This is a genomic window from Solihabitans fulvus, assembly GCF_008386585.1.
GTDB classification, from domain to species: domain Bacteria; phylum Actinomycetota; class Actinomycetes; order Mycobacteriales; family Pseudonocardiaceae; genus Solihabitans; species Solihabitans fulvus.
The window spans coordinates 38039-59165 of the sequence record NZ_VUOB01000015.1; the positions used below are offsets into that span (position 1 = coordinate 38039).

General features: G+C 71.6%; 22 protein-coding genes. 9 read left to right on the forward strand and 13 right to left on the reverse strand.

Annotated features, from left to right (window positions below; translation table 11 throughout):
- Nucleotides 1-2 precede the first annotated feature (2 nt).
- The gene (locus tag F0L68_RS09480; RefSeq protein WP_149849123.1) at nt 3-458 is read left to right on the forward strand and encodes a DUF6474 family protein; all 456 of its coding nucleotides are present in this window, start codon (nt 3-5) and stop codon (nt 456-458) included.
- A gap of 25 nt (nt 459-483) precedes the next feature.
- On the opposite strand, the gene F0L68_RS09485 is transcribed toward F0L68_RS09480, so the two are convergent.
- Genes F0L68_RS09485 through F0L68_RS09500 form a run of 4 tightly spaced genes read right to left on the reverse strand, consistent with a single transcriptional unit; the run spans nt 484 to nt 4076 of the window.
- Complete coding sequence (locus tag F0L68_RS09485; RefSeq protein WP_149849124.1) at nt 484-1467, reverse strand: glycine betaine ABC transporter substrate-binding protein; 984 nt, start codon at nt 1465-1467, stop codon at nt 484-486.
- Nucleotides 1464-2228 (reverse strand): ABC transporter permease, encoded by a 765-nt coding sequence (locus tag F0L68_RS09490; RefSeq protein WP_149849125.1) that lies wholly within the window; start codon nt 2226-2228, stop codon nt 1464-1466. Before F0L68_RS09490 ends, F0L68_RS09485 begins: the two co-directional genes overlap by 4 nt.
- Complete coding sequence (locus F0L68_RS09495) at nt 2225-3436, reverse strand: ABC transporter ATP-binding protein (RefSeq protein ID WP_188316478.1); 1212 nt, start codon at nt 3434-3436, stop codon at nt 2225-2227. Before F0L68_RS09495 ends, F0L68_RS09490 begins: the two co-directional genes overlap by 4 nt.
- On the reverse strand, nt 3429-4076 hold the full coding sequence (locus F0L68_RS09500; RefSeq protein ID WP_149849126.1) for an ABC transporter permease: 648 nt from the start codon (nt 4074-4076) through the stop codon (nt 3429-3431). Before F0L68_RS09500 ends, F0L68_RS09495 begins: the two co-directional genes overlap by 8 nt.
- A gap of 285 nt (nt 4077-4361) precedes the next feature.
- Here F0L68_RS09500 and F0L68_RS09505 point away from each other — a divergent pair, with 285 nt between their 5' ends.
- The 4 genes from F0L68_RS09505 to F0L68_RS09520 are packed head-to-tail and all read left to right on the forward strand — an operon-like array spanning nt 4362 to nt 7287.
- On the forward strand, nt 4362-4898 hold the full coding sequence (locus F0L68_RS09505; RefSeq protein WP_223198633.1) for a hypothetical protein: 537 nt from the start codon (nt 4362-4364) through the stop codon (nt 4896-4898).
- A 45-nt stretch (nt 4899-4943) separates the two neighbouring features.
- Nucleotides 4944-5717: a YcnI family copper-binding membrane protein gene (locus F0L68_RS09510; RefSeq protein WP_149849127.1), complete on the forward strand. Its 774-nt coding sequence runs from the start codon at nt 4944-4946 to the stop codon at nt 5715-5717.
- Nucleotides 5714-6271 (forward strand): copper resistance CopC family protein, encoded by a 558-nt coding sequence (locus tag F0L68_RS09515; RefSeq protein WP_149849128.1) that lies wholly within the window; start codon nt 5714-5716, stop codon nt 6269-6271. The genes F0L68_RS09510 and F0L68_RS09515 overlap by 4 nt, the downstream gene beginning before the upstream one ends.
- Nucleotides 6268-7287 (forward strand): CopD family protein, encoded by a 1020-nt coding sequence (locus F0L68_RS09520; protein ID WP_149849129.1) that lies wholly within the window; start codon nt 6268-6270, stop codon nt 7285-7287. Before F0L68_RS09515 ends, F0L68_RS09520 begins: the two co-directional genes overlap by 4 nt.
- Nucleotides 7288-8849: 1562 nt before the next feature.
- Here F0L68_RS09520 and F0L68_RS09530 read toward each other — a convergent pair.
- Nucleotides 8850-9152 carry a hypothetical protein gene (locus F0L68_RS09530; protein ID WP_149849130.1) on the reverse strand — a complete coding sequence of 101 codons (303 nt, stop codon included), beginning with the start codon at nt 9150-9152 and terminating at the stop codon, nt 8850-8852.
- Nucleotides 9153-9378: 226 nt separating this feature from the next.
- Complete coding sequence (locus tag F0L68_RS09535) at nt 9379-10692, reverse strand: helix-turn-helix transcriptional regulator (RefSeq protein WP_149849131.1); 1314 nt, start codon at nt 10690-10692, stop codon at nt 9379-9381.
- A 445-nt stretch (nt 10693-11137) separates the two neighbouring features.
- Between F0L68_RS09535 and F0L68_RS09540 the strand changes: the two genes are divergently transcribed.
- Both F0L68_RS09540 and F0L68_RS09545 read left to right on the forward strand, forming a co-directional pair.
- Complete coding sequence (locus F0L68_RS09540; protein WP_223198642.1) at nt 11138-11290, forward strand: hypothetical protein; 153 nt, start codon at nt 11138-11140, stop codon at nt 11288-11290.
- 13 nt (nt 11291-11303) lie between these two features.
- The gene (locus tag F0L68_RS09545) at nt 11304-11663 is read left to right on the forward strand and encodes a hypothetical protein (RefSeq protein WP_149849132.1); all 360 of its coding nucleotides are present in this window, start codon (nt 11304-11306) and stop codon (nt 11661-11663) included.
- A 286-nt stretch (nt 11664-11949) separates the two neighbouring features.
- Here F0L68_RS09545 and F0L68_RS09550 read toward each other — a convergent pair whose 3' ends face one another.
- The 3 genes from F0L68_RS09550 to F0L68_RS09560 form a co-directional block, all read right to left on the reverse strand.
- Nucleotides 11950-12759: an SDR family NAD(P)-dependent oxidoreductase gene (locus tag F0L68_RS09550; RefSeq protein ID WP_149849133.1), complete on the reverse strand. Its 810-nt coding sequence runs from the start codon at nt 12757-12759 to the stop codon at nt 11950-11952.
- 73 nt (nt 12760-12832) lie between these two features.
- Nucleotides 12833-14128, reverse strand: a complete 1296-nt coding sequence (locus tag F0L68_RS09555; protein WP_188316479.1) for an MFS transporter — start codon at nt 14126-14128, stop codon at nt 12833-12835.
- Entirely contained in the window at nt 14121-15416 is a 1296-nt protein-coding gene (locus F0L68_RS09560; protein ID WP_149849134.1) for a GH1 family beta-glucosidase, read from the reverse strand. Before F0L68_RS09560 ends, F0L68_RS09555 begins: the two co-directional genes overlap by 8 nt.
- 120 nt (nt 15417-15536) lie before the next feature.
- Here F0L68_RS09560 and F0L68_RS09565 point away from each other — a divergent pair, with 120 nt between their 5' ends.
- Nucleotides 15537-16151: a TetR/AcrR family transcriptional regulator gene (locus F0L68_RS09565; protein WP_223198634.1), complete on the forward strand. Its 615-nt coding sequence runs from the start codon at nt 15537-15539 to the stop codon at nt 16149-16151.
- Nucleotides 16152-16508: 357 nt separating this feature from the next.
- Here the strand turns inward: F0L68_RS09565 and F0L68_RS09570 are convergent, their stop codons facing one another.
- Nucleotides 16509-17696 carry an amino acid deaminase/aldolase gene (locus F0L68_RS09570; protein WP_149849135.1) on the reverse strand — a complete coding sequence of 396 codons (1188 nt, stop codon included), beginning with the start codon at nt 17694-17696 and terminating at the stop codon, nt 16509-16511.
- A 98-nt stretch (nt 17697-17794) separates the two neighbouring features.
- On the opposite strand from F0L68_RS09570, the gene F0L68_RS09575 reads away from it, so the two are divergent.
- On the forward strand, nt 17795-19144 hold the full coding sequence (locus tag F0L68_RS09575) for a D-arabinono-1,4-lactone oxidase (protein WP_223198635.1): 1350 nt from the start codon (nt 17795-17797) through the stop codon (nt 19142-19144).
- Here F0L68_RS09575 and F0L68_RS09580 read toward each other — a convergent pair.
- The 3 genes from F0L68_RS09580 to F0L68_RS09590 all read right to left on the reverse strand — a co-directional run bounded on the left by F0L68_RS09580 (nt 19141) and on the right by F0L68_RS09590 (nt 21016).
- The gene (locus F0L68_RS09580) at nt 19141-19791 is read right to left on the reverse strand and encodes an NAD(P)H-binding protein (protein WP_149849136.1); all 651 of its coding nucleotides are present in this window, start codon (nt 19789-19791) and stop codon (nt 19141-19143) included. The two genes, F0L68_RS09575 and F0L68_RS09580, sit on opposite strands and share 4 nt — an antisense overlap.
- A 10-nt stretch (nt 19792-19801) precedes the next feature.
- Complete coding sequence (locus tag F0L68_RS09585; protein ID WP_149849137.1) at nt 19802-20422, reverse strand: hypothetical protein; 621 nt, start codon at nt 20420-20422, stop codon at nt 19802-19804.
- A 348-nt stretch (nt 20423-20770) separates the two neighbouring features.
- Nucleotides 20771-21016: a DUF2630 family protein gene (locus tag F0L68_RS09590; RefSeq protein WP_223198636.1), complete on the reverse strand. Its 246-nt coding sequence runs from the start codon at nt 21014-21016 to the stop codon at nt 20771-20773.
- Nucleotides 21017-21127: the final 111 nt, after the last annotated feature.

The following is a 21127-nucleotide window of genomic DNA, read 5'->3' on the forward strand; positions in this document are numbered from 1 at the left end:
GCATGGCGCGCGCGAAACGAACCGGACCCCGCCTCACCCCGGGCAAGGCGAAGAACCTGCTCGGCGTCGCCAAGGTGATCGGTCCCGTCGTCATCCCGGTGGTCCTGCCGATCGCCGTGCGCGCGGCCGGCATCGCGCGGGAGACCTTCGACCGGTACCGGGCACGGCAGCTCGGCGTCGAGGTCGACCAGCTGCCGGCGTTCACCGGCAGGGGCGCCAGGCTGCACGCCAGGATCGCCGGGCTGTCCGCCGCCGTCGAGGACCTGCGCGCCAGGAACGGGTCGTCGGAGGTGACCGCGTTCGCCGACGCGAGCGCGACCAGGCTGTCCCAGCTCACCGCCGCCGTGCGCGCGGCGGAACGGATGCCGTCGCCGCGCCGCCGCGCCGCGAACCGGGCCGTCGCCGCCGACCTCGACCGCCTCGAGGCAGAGGTGCTGCACCGACTCGGCGTCGACTGAGAGTTCCCGACCCCACTGGACAGGCCTAGGACGGCTTGGTGACGAACCCCTCGGCGACCAGCCAGTCGCGGGCGACGTCGGCCGGGTCCATGCCGTCGACGTCGACCTTGGCGTTGAGGTGCAGCATCACGTCGTTGCTGAGCTTCTTGGCGATCGGCTCGAAGAGCCGCCCGAGCTGCGGGTAGCGGTCGGCCAGTTCCTTGCGCACGGTCAGCGCGGCGTTGTACTGCGGGAAGAACTTCCTGTCGTCCTTGAGGAGCTGGAGGTTCAGCGCCAGGATCCGGCCGTCGGTGGTGAACACCTCGCCGAAGTTGCAGGCGTGCCCGTCCGAGGTGGCCTGGTACACCGCGCCGGTGCCGAGGATCTTCACCTGGTCGCTCGGCACGGTGAACCCGTACGCCTTCTGCATGCCGGGGAACCCGTCGTTGCGGCTGGCGAACTCCGTTTCCAGGCAGTAGGTGCCGGCGCTCGGGTCGCGGCGCACGAGGTCGGCCATCTCCGACAGCGTGTGCACGCCGAGCCGGTCCGCGTTGGCCTTGCTCAGCGCGAACGCGTAGGTGTTGTTCAACGGGGACAGGTCGAGCCAGCTGATCCCGGCGGCCGCGTCGGCGTCGCGCACCGCGTCGAACTGCTTCTGCCCGTCCGGGATCGGGTTGTTGTTGCCCTGGTAGCTGATCCACGCCGTGCCGGTGTACTCCCAGTACAGGTCGATCTGGCCCGCCTTGAGCGCCTGCCTGGCGCTGTTGGAGCCCTGGATGTTGGTGAGGTCCTTGACCTCGGCCCCGGCCGCCTCCAGCGCGAGTTCCGCGATGTAGCCGAGCACGATGTTCTCGGTGAAGTCCTTGGAGCCGACGGTGAGCCGCAGGCCGCGCAGCCCGTCGACCGGCGTGATCGAGCCGGGGCCGACGTCGAGCGGGACGGCCGAGCCCGAACTCAGCCCGCAGGCCGACAACAGCGCCCCGACCAGCGCGAGTGCGGCGATCCGTGCCGCGCGGTGCTGGCGCCTCATCGCAGTCCCCTCGGTCCGAGCAGCGCCTCGGCCAGGCCGCCGAGCCAGTCGATCAGCAGCGCGAGCGAGGCCGTCAGCACCGCGCCGACCACCAGGATCGTTGGCCGGTTGAGCTTGTAGCCGGTGTCGATGAGCACGCCGAGGCCGCCGCCGCTGATCAGGAAGACCAACGTCGCGGTGCCGACCGCGAGCACCAGGGCGGTGCGCAGGCCGGCGAGGATGTACGGGACGGCCAGCGGGAACTCGATGCGGCGCAGCACCGCCGTCGCGGACATGCCGATGCCCCTGCCGGCCTCGATCAGGGTGGGCTCCACCTGGCTGATGCCGACCATTGTGTTGCGCAGCACGGGAAGCAGCGCGTAGAGCGCGGTCGGCAGCACCGCGATCCAGAAGCCGATGTGGCCGGTGAACAGGAAGAACAGCACGAGCAGGCCGACCGACGGCGCGGCCTGGCCGATGTTCGCGACGGCCAGCACGATCGGCGCGGCCGGCCTGGCCCACCGCCTGGTCAGCAGCACGCCGAGCGGCACGGCGACCAGCACGACGATGACGGCGACGGTGATCGTGAGCTTCACGTGCTGCCAGGTCAGGTCCAGGATGGTGCTGGCGTTGAGATTGCGCTTCTCGATGTCGTCGAGGTCGCGGGAGAACGCCCACACCAGCACGCCGGCCAGCACCACGAGCACCACGATCGGCTGGGCCAGCAGCCGCAGCCGCTCCGCGCGCCGCGACCCGGAGTCGGCGCTGAACGTCGCGGTCACTGGTCGACTTCCGCAGGCGCTGGATGCTCAGCCGGTTCGTCATGCTCGACTGGTTCGTCGTGCTCGGCGTGTTCCTCGCGGAGCTGGCGGATCGCCGTCATCACCGTGTCGATGTCGACCACCCCGGCGTACTCGCCCCTGGCCTTGGTGACCACGGCGAGGCCGTCGTCGTCGGTGAGGATCGCCTCGAGCGCGTCCTGGAGGGTCGACTGCGTGGTGACGGTGTCCTCGACCGGCCGGCCGGCCGCCTGGAGCGAGCCGGCCGAGGCGAGATCTCGCGGGCCGACCCAGCGCGCCGGCCGCCGTCTGCGATCCAGCACCAGGCCGATCGCGCCGCGCCTGGTGCCCAGCTTCGCCCGCAGCGCCGAGGGGTCGTCGTCGACCGACGCGGTCGGCACGTCGCCGAGCTCCACGTCGCGGACCCGCCGCAGCGTCAGCTGCTTGAGCGAGGCGCCCGCCCCGACGAAGCCGGCGACGGTGTCGTCGGCCGGGTTGGCCAGCACGGCCTCCGGGGTGTCGTACTGGAGGATCCTTGACTCGCTGCCGAGCACCGCGATCCGGTCGCCGAGCTTGACCGCCTCGTCGAAGTCGTGCGTGACGAAGACGATCGTCTTGTGCAGCTCCGCCTGGAGGCGCATCAGCTCGTCCTGGAGGTTTCCCCTGGTGATCGGGTCGACCGCGCCGAACGGCTCGTCCATCAGCAGCACGGGAGGGTCGGCAGCGAGCGCCCGCGCCACGCCGATCCGCTGCTGCTGGCCGCCGGAGAGCTGGCGGGGGAACCGGCCCCGGAACTCGTCGACGTCGAGTCCGACCAGGTCGAGCATCTCGTCGACCCGGTCGTCGATTCGCTTACGGTCCCAGCCGAGCAGGCCGGGCACGATGCCGATGTTCTGCCCGACGGTCATGTGCGGGAACAGGCCGGCCTGCTGGATCGCGTAGCCGACCTGCCGGCGCAGCTGGTCGGCGTTGATGGACAGCGCGTCCCGGCCACCGATGGTGATCCGGCCGGAGGTCGGCTCGATCAGCCGGTTGATCATCTTCATGGTGGTCGTCTTGCCGCATCCCGACGGCCCGACGAACACCACGATCTCGCCAGCGGGAATCGTCATGGTGAAGCGGTCGACCGCAGGCTTGCGTTGGCCGGGGTAGCGCTTGGTGACGTCGGTCAGCTGGATCTCGACGCCGCTGACCTGTGCCTGTTCAGCCACGGATGCCCCTTGAGGTGGTGAGTCGACCGAGCAGGACGTAGCAGCCGTCGAGGACGAGCGCGAGCACCACGACGCCGACGGTGCCGGCCAGCGCCATGTTCACGGCGTTGGCGCTGCCGACCCTGGACAGGCCGCTGAAGATGACGTTGCCGAGGCCGGGTCCCTTGGCGTAGGCGGCGATCGCGGCGATGCCCATCAGCATCTGGGTGCTGACCCGCATGCCGACCAGGATCGCCGGCCAGGCCAGCCGCAGTTCGACCCGCGACAGCACGCCGAACCGGCTCATGCCGATGCCCCGCGCGGCGTCGACCACCGAGGGCGAGACGCCGGACAGCCCGACGATGGTGTTGCGCACGATGGGCAGCAGCGCGTAGAGCACCAGGGCGGTGACGGTCGGCCGGACGCCGAGCCCGAGCACCGGGATCAGCAGGCCGAGCAGGGCGAACGACGGGATGGTCAGGATCGCGCTGGTCAGCGCGGTGGCCAGCGCCGAGCCGAGCGGGCTGCGGTAGACCGCCACGCCGAGCAGGACGCCGAGCGCGGTCGCCACGATCGTGCACTGCACCACGGCGCTGACGTGCATCCAGGAGTCCAGCAGCAGCTGCTGCCATCTGGATCCGACGTAGTCCCACAGGCTCACGGTCGCCGGCCTCCCTTCGGGGTCGGTTCGGCGACCGGAGCGAGACAGCTCTGTGCCTGCCTGAGCTGTCCCCCGACCGCCAACGGCGTGATCACCGTTGCCCATTCGGAGCAACGAGGCAAGCTGCCCCGCGCGGCGATTCGTCCAGTTCGGCGGTGCTGACCTGCGGAAACGTAGTTCGTAAAGTTTTATCCAAACAACAGGTCTATACCAGAGGCTGCCATGTGACGCAGCTCGGGGTCCGCCGTTTCACGCCGAAGAGTGACTTCCCATTACCCTCGGTCCGTGACGAAACGGCCAGGGCCCCCGCGCGTGCTGCGCGCGGGACTGCTCGCCGTCAGTTCCGCGACGCTCGCCGTCGCCGCGCACGGCGCGGCAGGCGGCGCGCTGCCGGACACCGGGCTGGCCGCGATCGTCACCGTGCTGATCGCCGCCGCCGGCACCGCGCTCGCGGACCGCAGGCGCGGCGGCCCGGCGATCCTCGCCGCGCTCGGGGTGTCGCAGCTCGGCCAGCACCTGCTGCTGGCCGGGCTCGGGCACCGGCACGATCTCGCGGCCGCGGGCGCCGGGGTGGACGGCAGGCTGATGACGGGTGCGCACGTCGCCGCCGTGCTGGCGACCGCGCTGCTGCTCACGCGGGCCGAGACCGCGCTGTTCGCCGTCGTCTCGGCCGTGTCGCTGCTGCTGCCGCGCCGCCTGTCCCCCGCGCCGATCGGGGTGCCGCTGCGGGTGTCCGTCGCGCCGCCCGCGCGGGTCGACACCCTGGCCGAGGTGCTGCTGCGGCGGGTGTGTTCGAGGCGGGGTCCTCCGGTCCTTGGTTGACCGTCGAGTGCCCGTACACACCCTTTGACCAGGAGAAACAACTAAATGTCGACAAATCGATTTGGCGCGCGCACGCTCGTCCGGGGCGGCGCCGTGCTCGCCGTCGCGGGCATCGCGGCCCTGCTCGCCGCCGGCACCGCATCCGCGCACGTCACCGCCCAGCCCGGCGAGGCGACCAAGGGCGGCTACGCGAAGATCACCCTCCGGGTGCCCAACGAGCGGCCCAACAACGGCACCGTCAAGCTCCAGGTGAACCTGCCAGCCGACCACCCGCTCGCCTCCGTCAGCACCAAGCCGGTGCCCGGCTGGAAGGCCGAGATCACCAAGGGCAAGCTCGACAAGCCGGTGAAGGTGCACAACACCGACGTCACCGAGGCCGTCCGCAGCGTCACCTGGACCGCGGACGCCGGCGTCCGCATCGAACCGGGCCAGTTCAACGAGTTCGACATGTCGGTTGGCCCGCTGCCCGACGACACCGACAGGCTGGTGCTGCCGACCACGCAGACCTACGACAACGGCGAGGTCGTCGTGTGGGACGCGCCGCCGGTCGCCGATGGCGCTGCGGAGCCGGCGCACCCCGCGCCGACCGTGAAGCTGGTGGACAAGGCGGCAGGCGGCGACAGCCACTCGCACGACGCGGCCGCGCCCGCCGGTGACTCGCACGACGCCTCGACCGGCACCGACAAGACCGCGCGGTGGCTCGGCGGCGCCGGGCTCGCCGTCGGCGCGCTCGGACTCGGCTTCGGCGCCGGCGCGGTGCTGCGCTCCCGCCGCACCGGTGCCGCGGCGCCGGCCGCCGACCGGGAGCCGTCGGCATGAGGCGGCTGTCCGCCCTGCTCGGCGCCGGCCTGCTGACCGGGCTCGCGCTGCTCGGCCTCGCCACCCCGGCGCTCGCACACAACGTGCTGGTCAGCAGCGATCCCAAGGAGGGCTCGTCGCTGTCGGCCGGCCCGAGCCAGGTCACGCTGACCTTCGACCAACCGGTGCAGGCCGGCTTCAACACGATCACGGTGATCGGCCCGGACAACACGCACTGGGAAGCCGGTGACGTCTCGGTCGCCGGCAACGTGGTGACCGCGCCGGTCCGGCCGCTCGGCCCGGCCGCCGACTACTCGGTCGGCTACCGGATCCTGTCGGCCGACGGGCACCCGGTGTACGGCTCGGTGAAGTTCAAGCTCACCACCGCCGGCACCGGCACCCCGGCCCCGCCGTCGGAGGCGAAGTCGACGACGCAGGCAGGCGGCACCGCCAACTCGGCTGGCACCGACGGCGGCATGCCGGTGTGGCCGTGGATCGTCGGCGCGGTCGTGCTGCTCAGCGCGGGCCTGGTGTTCGCGCTGAAGGGCGGCAAGCAGGGGGACAGCCAGCGATGAACCCGAGTCGGACCGCCATCCCGACCAGGACCTACCTGGTCGGCGGCATCGCGCTCGGCGGAGTGGCCGGCGTGCTGCTCGGCCTCGCGCTGTCCACGGTCGCCCCGGTCGTCGGGGTCGTGGAGCCGGGGACGGCGGTCCGGCTCGGCATCCCGCTGGTGCGCGTGCTGCTCGACCTGACCGCGGTGGCCGTGGTCGGGCTGAGCCTGCTGCCCAAGCTGCTCGGCTTCGACCGGCCGAAACAGACCGAGCCGGTGCTGCTGGTCGCGCGGCCGGCCGCCGTGGTCGCCGCCGGGGTCTGGGCGATGAGCGCGCTGGTGGCCATCGTGCTCCAGGCCGCCGAGGTGCGGCCGGGCGAGACGGTCACCATGGGCGCGGTGCTCGACTACGTGCGGCAGGTCAGCGGCGGCCAGGGCCTGCTGGTCAGCGCGGTGTTCGCGCTGCTGTCGGCGGGGCTGGGGGTGCTCGCGGTGCGGCACGGCGAGTCGGTGCCCGCCGAGCTGCGGATCGTGGTCGCCATGTTCGGGCTGCTCCCGCTGCCGGTCACCGGGCACGCCTCGAACTGGAAGTACCACGACCTCACGATGGTCTCGATGGAGCTGCACGTGCTCAGCGCGACCGCGTGGACCGGCGGGCTGGCCGCGCTGATCGTGCTGGTGTCGCACCGCAGGGGCCTACTCGCGGCCGCGCTGCCGAAGTTCTCCAGGGTGGCCACGGTCTGCCTCGCGGTGGTCGCCGTGACCGGCCTGCTCAACGGGCTGATCGAGCTCGCGCTCAACCCCGTCGTGCACCTGCCTGGCTCGCTGCTGAGCACCGGCTACGGCACGATCGTCGTCGCCAAGACGGTGTGTGTGGCGGTATTGGCGCTGCTGGGCGCGGCGATCCGCTGGCGGCTGCTGCCCGGCATCGCGCGGCACCGGCCGACCGCGATCGTCGGCTGGGCGGCGGCCGAGACGGCCGTGATGGGCGTGGCCTTCGGGCTCGCCGTGGTGCTCTCTCGGGCCCCGGTCTCCTGAGCCCCGGTTTCGCGAGCCCCGGTTTCCTGGGCCCGGTTTCCTGAGCCCACCTGCAAAGACACTCCCACCGCCCAGGCAGGGTTTCGGCAAAGTCGGCTCGTGCTGGTCAGGCCGTGATCCCGAATAGCTGAGCGGTCGTGGCCAGTCCCCGGCCGTGTGTCGTAGCCCTTGGGCGATGGTGGTGTGTCTGGCCAGTGGCAGGGCCGAGATCGCGAGGTTGCGCAGCGAGGCCATCACCCAGGGGTGCGTGGCCGGTGCGGTCCCGGGAGGCGTCTTCGCCGTGGGTGGCGTCCCGAACCCAGTGCGGGCGGTTCTCGATGTGCCAATGGGCGCGCAGGTAGTCGGCGATCCCAGCGGGATCGGCCTGCTCGGCGGGCAGGCTGGTGACGACGTAGCTGGTCCGGGTCGTTGTCGTGGTGTCGGGTGCGGTGGCGGGTGGTCCGGGCGGCCTGGCAGGTGGCGGGGAACCCCGGATCGGCCGAGACGGGCAGTACCGCCAGGACGGGGTGTTCGGTGCGGCCGTGCCCGGCGTCAGTGCTGGTGTGGCTGGGAGTGTCGGCATGTCAGGCGGGCGGCCAGGCGGTGTTGGTTGGCCTTGACGGTGAATACGTGGTGCCCGCCGTGGGCGGTGCGGTGGTGGGCGTGGGCGCGGGTGGTGTGCAGGGCGTGGGCGATCACCACCGTCCCGGCCAGGGGGCAGCGGGTCGGGCAAGGGGCTGTAGCCAGGCCATGTCGCTGGTGCCGATCGGCACGAGTCGTGAGGCCACCACGGTCGCGGTGTGGCGGGGTGATCGCGGCCAGCGGGTGGACGCCGGCGCCGCCGGTGCGGGGCACGGTGCCACGCGGGGTCTTGCCGTCCCACCGCGATCGCGACCGGCCCATCGGATGGGAGGTCGACGTGGCGGGGTCGGCGAGTTCGGGGTGGTGTGCCTGGTGGCGCGGCGGATCCAGGCACTGAGCACCGCGTCGAGGCGGTCGCCGTCCACCCGTTGCGGCACCCGGCGCGTCGTGGACTCGGTGGCGGGTGGCGCTGGCCGGTGCCCCGGGTCGCGGCGCACGTCGAGTTCGGCCAGCACGGATTGGGCAAGGGTCGGCGGCCGATTCAGCGATCGCAGCCAGCGACCCCGGCCGCGACTGCCGAGGCGGCCAGGACCGGCACGCTGCCGATGCAGTGGCCGATCCCGATGGAGTGCCTGATCCCGCGACGGCGTCGTGGGTCGGGTACTACGGCTGGTTAACGCCGCGGGTCAGCGATACCGCTGGGGTCCAGTGGGGGCAGTGTGGTCACCACGGTCGGGATGGGGGCCGGTGACACGGCGGGCACGACATCCTTGGCTGATCATGGGCTTCGACAACCACATGACCAACACAGGGGCCGTGCCTGCTCCGCACCAGGCCCACCTGTAAAGACACCCCCACCCACCTCGGGGGCGGCCCCTGGCCAGTCTAGTTGGCGGGCTTGGGGGCGGGGGTTGAGTGGGGCTTGGGTGTGGATGGGTTGGGCTGTTGTGGATAACTCACTGGATAGCTCGGGGCGCCGGGGTCTAGCGCCGCGTCGAGGTCTAGCGCTCCTGGCCGAGGACGCCGGTCGGGTCCTGGCGGAGCCTGGTGAGCTTGTCCATGGTGGCCTGGCCGCGTCGATCCAGCTCGCGGCCGTCGATCCAGCCTGCCGCGTAGTAGCGGTAGTTCTGGGCCAGCTCGACGAGTTCGGCCAGATAGTCCGCCGACCTGCGGCGACGCTCCTCGGAGAAGCCGACCAGCAGCGGAAGCTGGGTATCCACCACCTCGTCGAGCAGCTGGGCGGAACGCAACGCGCGTCGCGCGCGCCACCGACGAAGGCCCAGCCGCGCCCCGAAATCGCTCACCGTGACAGCCCACCTCGCCGTCTGCCAGACGCCCCCCGACCGGGGCTCACCGACGGCGCCCTGCACGATTGCAGATTTTCGGGCCGTCGATGCTGCATTCGTTCCGAGGAGCGAGAGTGTTACGGGGTCGCGGGCACGAATCTCGCGCGCGACGCCTCGACACCATCCCATCGGGTGACTGCGACGCGCGACTCATGGGCGGGCCGGCGGCGGCCGGCGCGGACCGTCACGCGGCCGAGATGAACTTCGCCAGACGGTCGGACAGCTCGCGGGCGTCCGGGTTGTTCCTGCGCTTGTCGGCTTCCTTCTTCAGCGGCTTCATCCGGTCCCTGGTGCGCACGGACTTGAGGCTCTCGGACAGGTCGACGGCGTGGCTGCCGACCTTGGCAGCGTGGTCGAGGTCGCCCTCGAGCATGTGGTTGATGGACAGCGCGGTGAGGTTGAACGACCGGTTGCGGGCCATGTCCTCGCCCCAGCTGTTGATCGCCTTGGTCAGCGCCGGCACCGCGAACCGCGTGTACTTCGGGTCGACGGTCTGCGCCAGCTCGGTGTGCACGGTGCCGACGATCGCCGAGAGGTCGACCTCGTCGAAGAACTTCGCCCACGCGGGCGCCTCGGCGACGTTGGCCCTGGAGAACTCGTCCCGCGCCCTGCCAAGCAGCTTGAGCGCCTGGTCGTCGGTGCCCATCTTCGCGTAGGCCCAGGCCTCGTTCGCGCACAGGATGCCGACCGCGAGCTCCGAACCGGAGTCCTGCGCGGCCAACTGGCCGAGCTGGAACACCTTCAGCGCGTCGTCCGGCGCGTCCTGGTGCAGGTAGACGCGGCCCATCCGGTACAGGATGTTGGCGACGAGGCCGTCGTTCTTGCCCTGCTTGGCCAGTTCGAGCGCCCGGCCGAAGTGGTTGCGGGCCGAGTCGACCAACCCGGTGTCGAACGACGTCCAGCCTGCCAGGTTGTGCAGGTCGGCGAGCGCGACGTAGAGACGGTCCCTGACGACGTCCGTCGCGCTGGCGCCGAGCATCTGCTGGCCCCAGGAGAGCTGGGCCACCACGGCGTCGCGGCAGGAGCCGCCGCCGTACTGGTAGTCGAGGGCGCGGAGAGCCCGAGTCGCGGCCTCCACCTGCCGGACGTCCGTCATGCCGATCCGTCCAGGAGCCGGAGTCTGGGTGGGATGGGTGACCCACGACCCGGAGTCCGCACCGAGCACAGCGGCGCCCACCGTCACGGCTGCCGCGTGCGCGAGGAACTTCCGACGCTTCACCGACTCTTCCTCCTCAGCTTTGGAGTCGTCCACTGACGCGGCGACCCGTACTGCTGTGGCCTCGTCGTAGGCGAGACCCATGTATCCACGTGGGACACCCAGGCCGTGGGCGATCCTCGTCAGCACGTCGTAGGCCATGACCTGACGACCCTTGAGGATCTCCGAGACCTCGGACTGTGACTGCCCCGTCAGCGCCGCTATCTGGCGCTGGGACACGCCCTGTCGGCGAAGCAGGCGGTACACCGAGCTGATGTCCCTGCTCGCCAGCGCGTCCCGCATCTCCTGCTGGTCCCAGACTTCGGGCGTAACAGGCGAGCTTTGGGAACCGATGGTGTTCAATTGCGCCCCCTCACAGTCCGTATGGGCGTCAACCGCAGAGTAAGGGCACTCCGCACGCCCGAGAAGCCTTCTTCGGCGAGGCTGATCGGCCCTGCCGAAGTCCTATGACCGCTTATCGTGGAACTGCCACCGATCAGCGCTATGACGCCCCAATCCACTCCGAATCATCGCAATCTAGGTTCTCGTAAGCGAGTGACCACGGAGAGGAACCACCATCGTGGACCTGATCGAGCGGGCGGTGACCACCAGTTCGGGTGGGACTGTCGATGCCGCGACGTCCTCTCCGACCGCTGTGTCATCAGCCCTGCCGGGCCAGTCGGACTCCGACTTCGCCTGGCACGGGTCTACCGGGCAGCGCCGCTGGTGGCGGATTCGCTGTAGTGACGTGGTTGACCGGGACCGCTGCCTCACCGTGCTCGTCGATCGGGACACGGTCGTGGTGGTCGGCCCACCTGGGGAAACCGCGGTCCTGTCCGCCGGCCAGCTCGGCGAGCTCAGGACCGCACTACGTGAAGCCGCCGAGCAGGCGGAAAGGTGACGGTGACGTTTCGGTGGACGAGATCCTCGGACAAGTTCTTCGCAACGCGGTGTGGGAACGGCTCGACCTGCTCTCCGAGCTGGCCAGCCGGGCTGACGCACCGTCCCTGCTGTCCGTCGCACGCTCGGAGCTGCCTCGGCTGACCGAGGGCTGGCGGGCGCTGCTGGCCGCGCACGAGCCGGACGAGCGGGGCAACTGCCCCGAGTGCTCCAGCAGGTGGCGGCAGCAGAAGTCCCCGTGCTCGGTCTGGCGCGCGGCCTACGAACACCTGGTGGCCGGCGGGCTCGCGCCCCGTCCACCTCGGCACCTGAGGTCGGCGCCGCCGACCCCGGAGCCGATCCGCAGTCGCCGCGCCGTCGCCGGCGCGCACTGAGACGGGCGGACCCCGACCTCTCGTTCCCCCGACACGGACGAGGTCGAGCTAACGCCTACTGACCGGCGGGCCGAGGTGCCCGAACCCCCGACCGCGACACCTCGGGCCGTCGGTCAGGCCACACAACCGCTCCACCACAGACTTCCGCGGGCCGGTGCTGCGCACCCTCCCTCCCCGACCGGTATCGGTCCGCGGATTCCAACCCGGCGTCGGCGCCTGTACCCCCGAGCGGGCGTCGACGCCGTTCCACGTTCCGTGAGACGCGGCGGGAACCGGACCTGGACCGCTAGCCGGCGTTCGGGCCGAAGCGCCCCGAGCCGGTTCGCCAGGTGAGCCACTCCGTGAGGCGGGGCGCGAATCGCGCGCTGAGCTCGAAGGCCCGCAGCTGCCAGGGGAACATGACCTCGCGCCGCTCCCGGGCGACGGCGTCGACGATGCGCGCGGCGACCTGTTCCGGTGTCGAGGTGGGGATCAGCGCGGCGATCTTCGGGATGCGCTGCTCGGCACCGGGGTTGTTGACGAAGTACTCGCTGCTCACCTTGCCTGGCACGACCTCGCTGACGCCGACGCCGCTGCCCCGCAGGTCCAGCCGGAGCGCGGTGGTGAGCCCGCGCAGCCCGCCGCGCGCGCCCGCGTAGCCGGTGGCGCCTGGCCAGCAGAGCCGGGAAACCGGCGAGTTGACGGTGACCAGCCAGCCGCTGCCCCTGCGTCGCATGTCGGGCACGAACTCCCTGGTCAGCAGCAGGGCGGCGAGGTAGGGCACCGCGGTCATCGCGAGCAGTTCCTCGACGGGGGTCTCCTCAAGGAACAGGAACCGCCCGACCCCGGCGTTGTTGACCAGCACGTCGGGCACGCCGACCTGCTCGCGGACGCGCTCGGCCAGCGGGCCGATCTGGTCGCCGTCCGCGAGGTCGGCGGGGAACGCGGTAGCCCTGCCACCGATCGCGGCGATCCGTTCGGCGCGCGCGGACAGCGCTTCGGCGTCCCGCGCCACCAGCAGCACGTGCGCGCCGCGCGCGGCGAACGCCTCGGCGGTCGCCGCGCCGATCCCCTTGGACGCCCCGGTGATCAGCACCAACTTGTCGGCCAGCTGCAAGGTCGGGCAACTCCTCGTGTCGTGAACGGGTGGAACCGGACGGGTGGAACCGGGCGGTCAGGACACCGAGCGGTCAGGACACCGAGCGGACCTTGGTGACCAGGGCCCCCGCGGCGAGGGTGGCCAGCGCCGACACGGCGAACAGGCCACGGTAGCCGCCGAGGTAGGCGAGCACGCCCGTGGTCAGCAGCGGGGCGATGACCTGCGGCAGCGAGTTGGCGATGTTGACGACCCCGAGGTCCTTGGCCCGGTCGGCCGCGGCCGGCAGCACCTGGGTGAGCAGGGCGAGGGCCACCGCCCAGTAAGCGCCGAAGCCGACGCCGAGCAGCGGCGCGGCCACCAGCGCGGCCGGCCAGGTCGGCCAGACCACCAGGAGCACGGCGGCGAGCGCCATCACGGCGGAGGACAGCAGCACGTAGGGCTTGCGGCGGCCGGACCGGTCGGACAGCCAGCCGACGCCGAGCGCGCCGACCGTCAGCGCGGCGCCGTAGAGCGCCATCATGATCAGCAGGCCGGTGTCCGGGTCGGGGTAGTGCACCGCGTCCTTGAGGAAGAACAGCAGGTAGAGCGTGCCGAACGCGTTGCCGAGGTTGATCATGAAGTGGCAGCCCCACGCCCAGGCGAAGTCGGGGTGCTCGCGCGGGGAGATCCACAGGTTGGCCACCACCTCCCTGACCCGCCTGCCAGGCCGGAACGCCGCGCCCCTGGCCCGGGAGCGAACCCGGCGAGGCAGCGGCGCGTCCCTGGTGAACAGGACGAACGCGAGCGCGACGAGCACCACCAGCACGGCGCAGGCCGCGTAGCCGCCGGGCAGGCTGGTGACGACGACCGTCACCACCAGCGCGCCGAGCACGGTCCCGAGCATCTGGCTGATGCCGATGAACCCGCCGACCTTGGCCCGCTGGCTGACCGGCACCCGGTCGGGGACCGCCGAGGTGAGGCTCGCCAGCATGCCGTTCAGTCCGGCCTGCACCAAGCACCAGCCGATCGTCATCACGGTGATGTTCGGGGCCTGGGAGAGCAGCAGCAGGCCGACCGCGCCGAGCAGTGCGCCGGCTACGGTCCACGGGTGCCGGCGACCGAACCGGGAGGTGGTCCGGTCCGAGAGCAGTCCGATGGTCGGGTTGGCGATCACCGAGACGGCCGCGCCGATGCCGGTGACCAGGCCGAACACGGCCTCCTTGTGCCCAGCGGCGAGCAGCTCGGCCTGCTTGGGCAGCAGCACCTGGATGGGCGCGTAGATACCGAGCCACAGCCCGAGGTTGGCCAGGAACAGCAGCGTGGTCCAGGTCCCTCTGACCGGGACGACCGGTTCGGCCAGCGCCTCGGGCAGGGTGGCGGCCTGGCCGGTCTCTGCCGCGCTACTCACCGCGCACCAGCCCTCGGTACCAGTGGAAGGAGTCCCGCCGCGTGCGTTCCTGCGTCTCGAAGTCGACCTGCACCAGGCCGAAGCGCTGCGAGTACCCCGAGTCCCACTCGAAGTTGTCCAGCAGCGACCAGACGAAGTAGCCGCGCACGTCCACCCCGGCGGCCATCGCCTCGCGCGCCGCCGCGACGTGCCCGGCCAGGTAGTCGATCCGCGCCTGGTCGTGCACGCCGTCGGGATAGCTGCACCCGCTCTCGGTGAGGTGGATGGGCGGCAGCGCCGTCCCGTAGCGGTCGCGCAGCGTCACCAGCATCTCCCGGAGGCCGTCGGGCACCACGGGCCAGCCGAACCCGGTCCTCGGGTACTCCTCGATGTCGACCAGGTCGAACGGCAGCGGGTTGCCCGGCGACGGCGCGCGCAGCCTGGTGGGGTTGTAGTAGTTGACGCCGTAGAAGTCGAGCGGCGCGGCGATCGTGGCCAGGTCCTCGGCGGAGGCCGGGGGCAGCCGGTCGGCCAGCTCGTCGGGGTAGCGGCCGAGCAGCTGCGGGTCGGCGTAGATCCAGTTGTGCAGCGCGCTGTAGGCCGCGGCGGCGGCGACGTCCTCGGCGGAGTCGGTGGCCGGCCAGGCCGGGGTGTGGTTGTTGGCGGTGCCGACGGCCTTGGCGCCCTGGGCGCGCAGCGCCTGGACGGCCAGCCCGTGTGCGAGGTTGAGGTGGTGCGCGGTGGGCAGCGCGTCGAACAGCAGCGACTGGCCGGGGGCGTGCTGGCCGATGGCGTAGCCGAGCAGCGTGACCATGGCGGGCTCGTTGATGGGGATCCACCTGGTGACGCGGTCGGCGAGCCGCTGCCCGACCAGCCCGGCGTACTCGGCGAAGCGCTCGGCGGTGTCCCTGGACAGCCAGCCGCCCGCGTCCTCGATCGGCTGCGGGGTGTCCCAGTGGTAGAGCGTCGCCATCGGCTCGATGCCGGCGGCGCACAGCTCGTCGACGAGGCGGTCGTAGAACGCGAGCCCCTCGGCGTTGGCCGGCCCGGTGCCGGTCGGCTGGATGCGGGGCCAGGCGATGGAGAAGCGGTAGGAGCCGATGCCGAGCTCGGCCATCAGCGCGACGTCCTCGCTGTGCCGGTGGTAGTGGTCGCAGGCCATGTCACCGGTGTCGCCGCCGAGGATCTTGCCAGGGGTGGCGCAGAAGGTGTCCCACGTCGAGCGGCCTCTGCCGCCCTCGGCGACGGCGCCCTCGATCTGATAGGCGGACGTGGAGACTCCCCAGAGGAAGCCGTCGGGGCTGGTCATCCACTACCTCCGTGCGATCAAACGTGAAATTCATTCGGATCGTAGGCGTGTTGCGGCTCACACGGAAGTACTCAAGCCCGACTACGGGCAAGATGGGAACCCCACGTCCGAGGAGCCGCCGTGACCACGCCAACCCCGCTCCGTCGACAGCCGGTGCAGCAGCGCAGCGCCAAGCGGGTCGAGCGCATGCTCGCCGCGTGCGCCGCGCTGATCGAGGAGGTCGGCTACGACGGGGTCACCACCACGCTGATCGCGGAACGGGCCGGCGTCGCGGTCGGCTCGCTCTACCAGTTCTTCCCCGACAAGCGGGCCGTGGTGCAGGCGCTGACGCTGCGCAACCTCGACACGTTCATGGCGGCCGTCGTCGAACGGTTCAGCTCGCCGACGCTGGAGCACTGGTGGGACGCGGTCGACTCGGTGTTCGACGTGTACGTGCGGATGCACCGCGAGGTGCCCGCGTTCAGCCGGCTGCACTTCGGCGACGTGGTCGACCTGCGGCTGCTCGACGACCGCAGGGACAACAACGCGGTGATCGCCGAGCGGCTCGGCGAGCTGATCGCGACCAAGTTCGCCCTGACGCTCGACCAGGTGCAGCTGCCCATCTCGATCGCGGTCGAGGCGGCCGACGCCGTGCTGCGCATGGCCTTCCGCCGCGACCAGCTCGGCGACCAGAGCGTGCTGGCGGAGGCCAAGATCCTCATCCGCGGCTACCTGTCGGCCCGCATCGGCGAGTAGCCCGACACCCCTCAACACCCCACCAGCAAACAAACCCCACCCGCCCTGGGGGGCCTGCCCTTGGCCAGCCTAGGGGGCACCCCAAAGCCGGCGACGGCTGAAAACCGCCGGCTGTGGACAAGTCGCGGCCGGACGACCATTGACACCTGTCAGCTGTGCACAACCCGCGGATTGACGGCGACCGAACCCGCCAGCTGTGCATGACCCGCGGACTGACCGCGCCCCAACCCGCCAGCTGTGCGTGGCCGGGCCGGTGCGGCGGTGTCGCCGAGCGAGCCGTGGATGTGGGCTGGTGCGGCGGCCAGGAACGTCTCAGGACTCCGCACCACCGGACACCGCACCAGCCGAAACACCGCACTAGCCGAAGCAGTGCCCCTCGCCCCGGTACGTCGGCGTCGTCCGCTCGACAGCGTCACCGCGCACGAGGTGCAGGTGCGTGAACCGCTCGGCCAGCTCGCCGGCCTTGGCGTGCCGCATCCAGACGCGGTCGCCGAGCCGGAGGTCGTCGGCGGCGCGGCCGACGACGGGGGTCTGCACTTCGCCTGCGCCCTCCAGCGCGAGCAGCTTCAGGCCGGCCGGCAGGTGGGGCTGCGGCAGCCGGTCCCGCGTCGCGGTGCCCGAGGCCAGGTAGCCGCCGGCGAACAGCGTCGCGGTGCGCCGCCCGGGCCGCCGCACCACCGGCAGCGCGAACAGCGCCGCCGGCCTCGGCTGGAACGCTCGGTAGGCGTCGAACAGCGTCGGCCCGAGCAGCCCGGAGCCCGCGGCCAGCTCGGTGACCGACGGGTCGGACGCGGTCACCTCGAGGCTGCCGGTGCCGCCGCCGTTGACGAACTCCAGCGGCGCGACCGCCCGCACCGCGTCGACCACGGCGCCCCTGCGCTCGATCAGCTCGACGGCGGAGTGCCGCTGCATCCAGCGCAGCACGACCCCGCGCAGCCGCCTGCCCGGCGGCTCGTCGCCGAGGCCGGCGATCTGCCCCTCGTAGGCCATCACGCCGACCAGCGTGAAGCCGTTGCGCGCGACGATCTTCCTGGCCAGCGCCGCCGCCTGGGCCGGCCGGTGCACCGGCGAGCGCCGGGTGCCGACGTGCACCCCTGGCAGCGGCCGCCAGGACGCGTCGAGTTCGAGGCAGACCCGGATGTCCGGGTGGTGGCTACCCAGCGCCGCGTCCACCGCGTCGAGGTGTTCGACGGAGTCCACCATGATCGTCACGTGCCGGCGGGCCGCGTCGTCGGCCGCCAGCGCGCGCAGCGCGGTGTGGTCGACGGTCGGGTAGGCGACCAGCAGGTCGTCGCTGACGCCGAGCCCGTGCAGCCACAGCGCCTCGGCCAGCGAGTACGCCATCACGCCCGCGAACCCCGGCATGGCCAGCGCCCGCTCAAGCAGGTATCGACACCGGATCGACTTGCTGGCCAACCGCACGGGTCGACCGCTCGCCCGCCGGAGCAGGTCCGAGGCGTTGTGGTCGAAGGCGTCTAGGTCGACGATGGCGAAAGGAGGGTCGAACTCCTTGGTCGCCGTGTCCAGCCGGGCTCGCCGCTGCATCGGGTGCACTCCTGAACGGTACGACGTCAACCCTTGAAATGTGAATAGCTTTCACTTACGGTCTGTGCATTTCATCACAGCCAGCCGGAGGACCGAGCGTGACCGTTCCAGACGTACGGGGCGTGCGAACCCAGTGGACCAACTGGGCCGGCACCGCGACCGCCACCCCGCACAGCGTGGCCGCACCGCGCGACGTCGAGGAGATCGCCGAGACGGTGCGCGGAGCGGAGCGGGACGGCAGGACCGTCCGGCCGCTCGGCAGCGGGCACTCGTTCACCGACATCGCGGCGACCTCCGGGGTCGCCATCGACCTGACCGGCTGGTCGGGAATCATCGAGGCCGATCCGGCATCCGGCCTGGTCACGGTCCGTTCGGGCACCACGCTGCGCAGGCTCAACGCGGAGCTCGACCGGCTCGGGCTCGCCATGGCCAACCTCGGCGACATCGACGCGCAGACGCTGTCCGGCGCGATCTCCACCGGCACCCACGGCACCGGCTCCCGCCTCGGCGGCCTCGCCACCCAGGTCGAGGCGCTCGAACTGGTGCTGGCCGACGGCACCGTCGCGCGCTGCTCGGCGACCGAGCGACCCGACCTGTTCGCCGCGGCCAGGATCGGCCTCGGCGCGCTCGGCGTGATCACCGCGATCACCCTGCGCTGCGTGCCCTCGTTCGTGCTGGCGGCCGACGAGCACGCTGAGCCGCTGGACGGCGTCCTCGCCAGGATCGACGAGCTGGCCGAGGACAACGACCACTTCGAGTTCTACTGGTTCCCCTACGGCCGCAACGCGCTGGTCAAGCGGAACAACCGGCTGCCGGCCGGCAGCGAGCCCAAGCCGCTCGGGCCGATGCGGCACTACTTCGAGTACGAAGTCATGGAGAACAAGGTCTTCGGCCTGCTCTGCCGGCTCGGCCGCGCGGTCCGGCCGCTGGTCCGGCCGCTGAACCGGCTGTCCTCCAGCGCGCTGTCCACGCGGTCCTACAGCGACCACTCGCACCGCGTGTTCACCACCAACCGCCAGGTGCGGTTCGTGGAGTCCGAGTTCGCGGTTCCACGGGAAACATTGCACGAGGTGCTCAGCGAGCTGCGGGCCAGGGTGCCGAGGCTGCGCGAACCGGTGATGTTCCCCGTCGAGGTGCGGGTCGCAGCCGCCGACGACATCTGGCTGTCCACCGCGCACGGCAGAGACTCCGCCTACATCGCCATCCACCAGTACCTCGGCATGCCCTACCGGGAGTACTTCGACCTGTTCGAGTCGGTGGTCGGCGCGGTCGGCGGCCGTCCGCACTGGGGCAAGCTGCACACGCTGGACGCGGCCACCCTGGCCACCAGGTATCCGCGCTTCGAGGACTTCCGCAGGATCAGAGCCGAACTCGACCCGGCGGGCCGGTTCGCCAATCCCTATCTGGAGCGGGTGCTCGGCCCGAGCCGGCCCGTGAGCAGCAGCTAGTCGAGCTGCGCGACCGCGTCGGCGATCGGCGTGCCGCCCTCGACGAGCTCCAGGGTGCGCCCGACGGTCGCCGGCGTGTCCAGCAGCGCCACCAGCACGGCGGCGACGTCGGCGCGGCTCACCGCGCCCCGCGCCACGTGCTCGGCAAGGTGCACCCGGCCCGTCGGCAGGCCGTCGGTGAGGCTGCCCGGCCGCAGGATCGTCCAGTCCAGGTCCCGTTCGCGCAGGTCCCGCTCGGCGGCGGCCTTGGCCCGCAGGTAGACCCCGAAGACGTCGTCGCCGGCCTGGTCGGCGCGGTCCGCGCCCATCGAGCCGATCTGCACGTGCCGCCGGACCCCGGCCAGCTCGGCCGCCTCGGCGAACAGCGCGGCGGCGCCGCGGTCGACGGTGTCCTTGCGCTCGGTACCGCTGCCCGGCCCGGCTCCCGCGGCGAACACCGCAGCCTCCGCGCCGGTCAGGTACTCCGCGACCGAGGCCACGTCGGCGGACTCGAGGTCGCAGTGCACCGGCACCGCGCCGACGTTGCGCACGTCGATGAAGTGGTCCGGGTTGCGCACCAGTGCGGTGGCCGAGTCGCCGCGCTCGGCGAGCAGGCCCTCCAGCAGGAGCGCGATCTTTCCGTGGCCACCGGCAATGACTACTCGCATGGGATTCAGCCTAGGCGGAGGCCGTCGCCAGCACCTGCTCGTAGACGACCTCGTTGATCCACCGGGTCACGGCGGTGTCCTCGACCGGGATGCCGTCGTGCCGGCCCGCCAGGTCGAGGGTGACCTCGGCGTCGGGCTGGGCGGTGACCACGGACAGGCCGTAGCGGCGCGCCCTTGGCAGGCAGTTGGCCAGGTAGTCGTGCGTCATCGCGACCGAGGACGGCAGGACCGTCGCGGCGTTGCCGAAGCGCGCGAAGGGCACCGAGGAGGCGAGCCCGGTGCGCCAGTGGCGCGCCACGGCCAGCACGCCGACCAGCCGCACGGCTGGGGGCGGCACTCGACCCTCCATCTCGGGCCACACCCAGGTGGCGACGGTGGTGCGGTCCGCGACGGGCTCGCTACCGAGGCACAGCCGCTCGGCGTGCGCGTCCGGCAGCAGCTCGGCCACGACGACAACGCGCCTGCCCAGCAGCGTCATCGGCGGCAGCACGACCCCGCGCCAGCCAAGGAGTTCCGCCGCACTGGCCGCCAACGTCTCCGTCGCGGCGGGCAGTTCGGGAAGCGGAATGGCCCGCGAGGGCAGCAACCGCGTCTCGTTGGGTGCTGCCGTCCGTGCTGGGGTGCTGCTCACGCTTGGGCCTCCCTAGCCGTGCCGAACTACTGCGTCAGGGAATGGCCTACCAGGAAGCGCGTGGGGTGTTTCCGGCCTTTCGTCGCCGCTGCGATCGACGGCGTCAAGCGGTCGGTGACCGGTCGATAACCGGTCGAGGGACTTCGGCCCGACGGTACTGCCGTCCGGGTGACCGGCAAGGTGGGCGGTAGATGTCCCAGTTTGGCGGACAGTGGCCACCGAGGGGCGAATTCCACCTGTGGGCTACCGTCCGGACCTGCACAGCATGATCGGCACGACCTCGGTACGCAATGGTGCGAATGACGCAACCGGATGCGTCCCGGCGTCGGCACGACGGCGCCGCCTGGGCTACTGGAGGTAGCCCTCGACCTCGTTGACGGGCCGGGCGGACGCCTGGTCGGGATCCCCTCCGGCAACCCGCAACGCCCGCCGCTGCCGGAGCATGTCCCAGCACTGGTCGAGCGACTCCTCCAGGTGCGCGAGGCGCTGCCGCTCCTCGCCCGAGTCGAGCTCGCCGGCCATGGTGCGCTGCCGGAGCGAGTGCTCCTCGTCGACCAGTTCTCGAATCCTGCCGAGCACCTCGTGTTCCCGCACGACGCCGACCTCCGTCCGTCCGTGACCCGGCCGCCGGGTCCGCGTTGCCAGCACAACACCTCTGTCGACCATGCGGGACACCGGCCGAACCCGCCACCCGATGGTCATACC

Bases quoted from the DNA above. Each gene is read 5' to 3' on its own strand.
- F0L68_RS09510 (WP_149849127.1), top strand. From the start codon at position 4,944: ATGTCGACAAATCGATTTGGCGCGCGCACGCTCGTCCGGGGCGGCGCC.
- F0L68_RS09570 (WP_149849135.1), bottom strand. From the start codon at position 17,696: ATGCAGCGGCGAGCCCGGCTGGACACGGCGACCAAGGAGTTCGACCCT.
- F0L68_RS09560 (WP_149849134.1), bottom strand. From the start codon at position 15,416: ATGACCAGCCCCGACGGCTTCCTCTGGGGAGTCTCCACGTCCGCCTAT.
- F0L68_RS09520 (WP_149849129.1), top strand. From the start codon at position 6,268: ATGAACCCGAGTCGGACCGCCATCCCGACCAGGACCTACCTGGTCGGC.
- F0L68_RS09535 (WP_149849131.1), bottom strand. From the start codon at position 10,692: ATGCGGGACGCGCTGGCGAGCAGGGACATCAGCTCGGTGTACCGCCTG.
- F0L68_RS09515 (WP_149849128.1), top strand. From the start codon at position 5,714: ATGAGGCGGCTGTCCGCCCTGCTCGGCGCCGGCCTGCTGACCGGGCTC.
- F0L68_RS09580 (WP_149849136.1), bottom strand. From the start codon at position 19,791: ATGCGAGTAGTCATTGCCGGTGGCCACGGAAAGATCGCGCTCCTGCTG.
- F0L68_RS09485 (WP_149849124.1), bottom strand. From the start codon at position 1,467: ATGAGGCGCCAGCACCGCGCGGCACGGATCGCCGCACTCGCGCTGGTC.
- F0L68_RS09480 (WP_149849123.1), top strand. From the start codon at position 3: ATGGCGCGCGCGAAACGAACCGGACCCCGCCTCACCCCGGGCAAGGCG.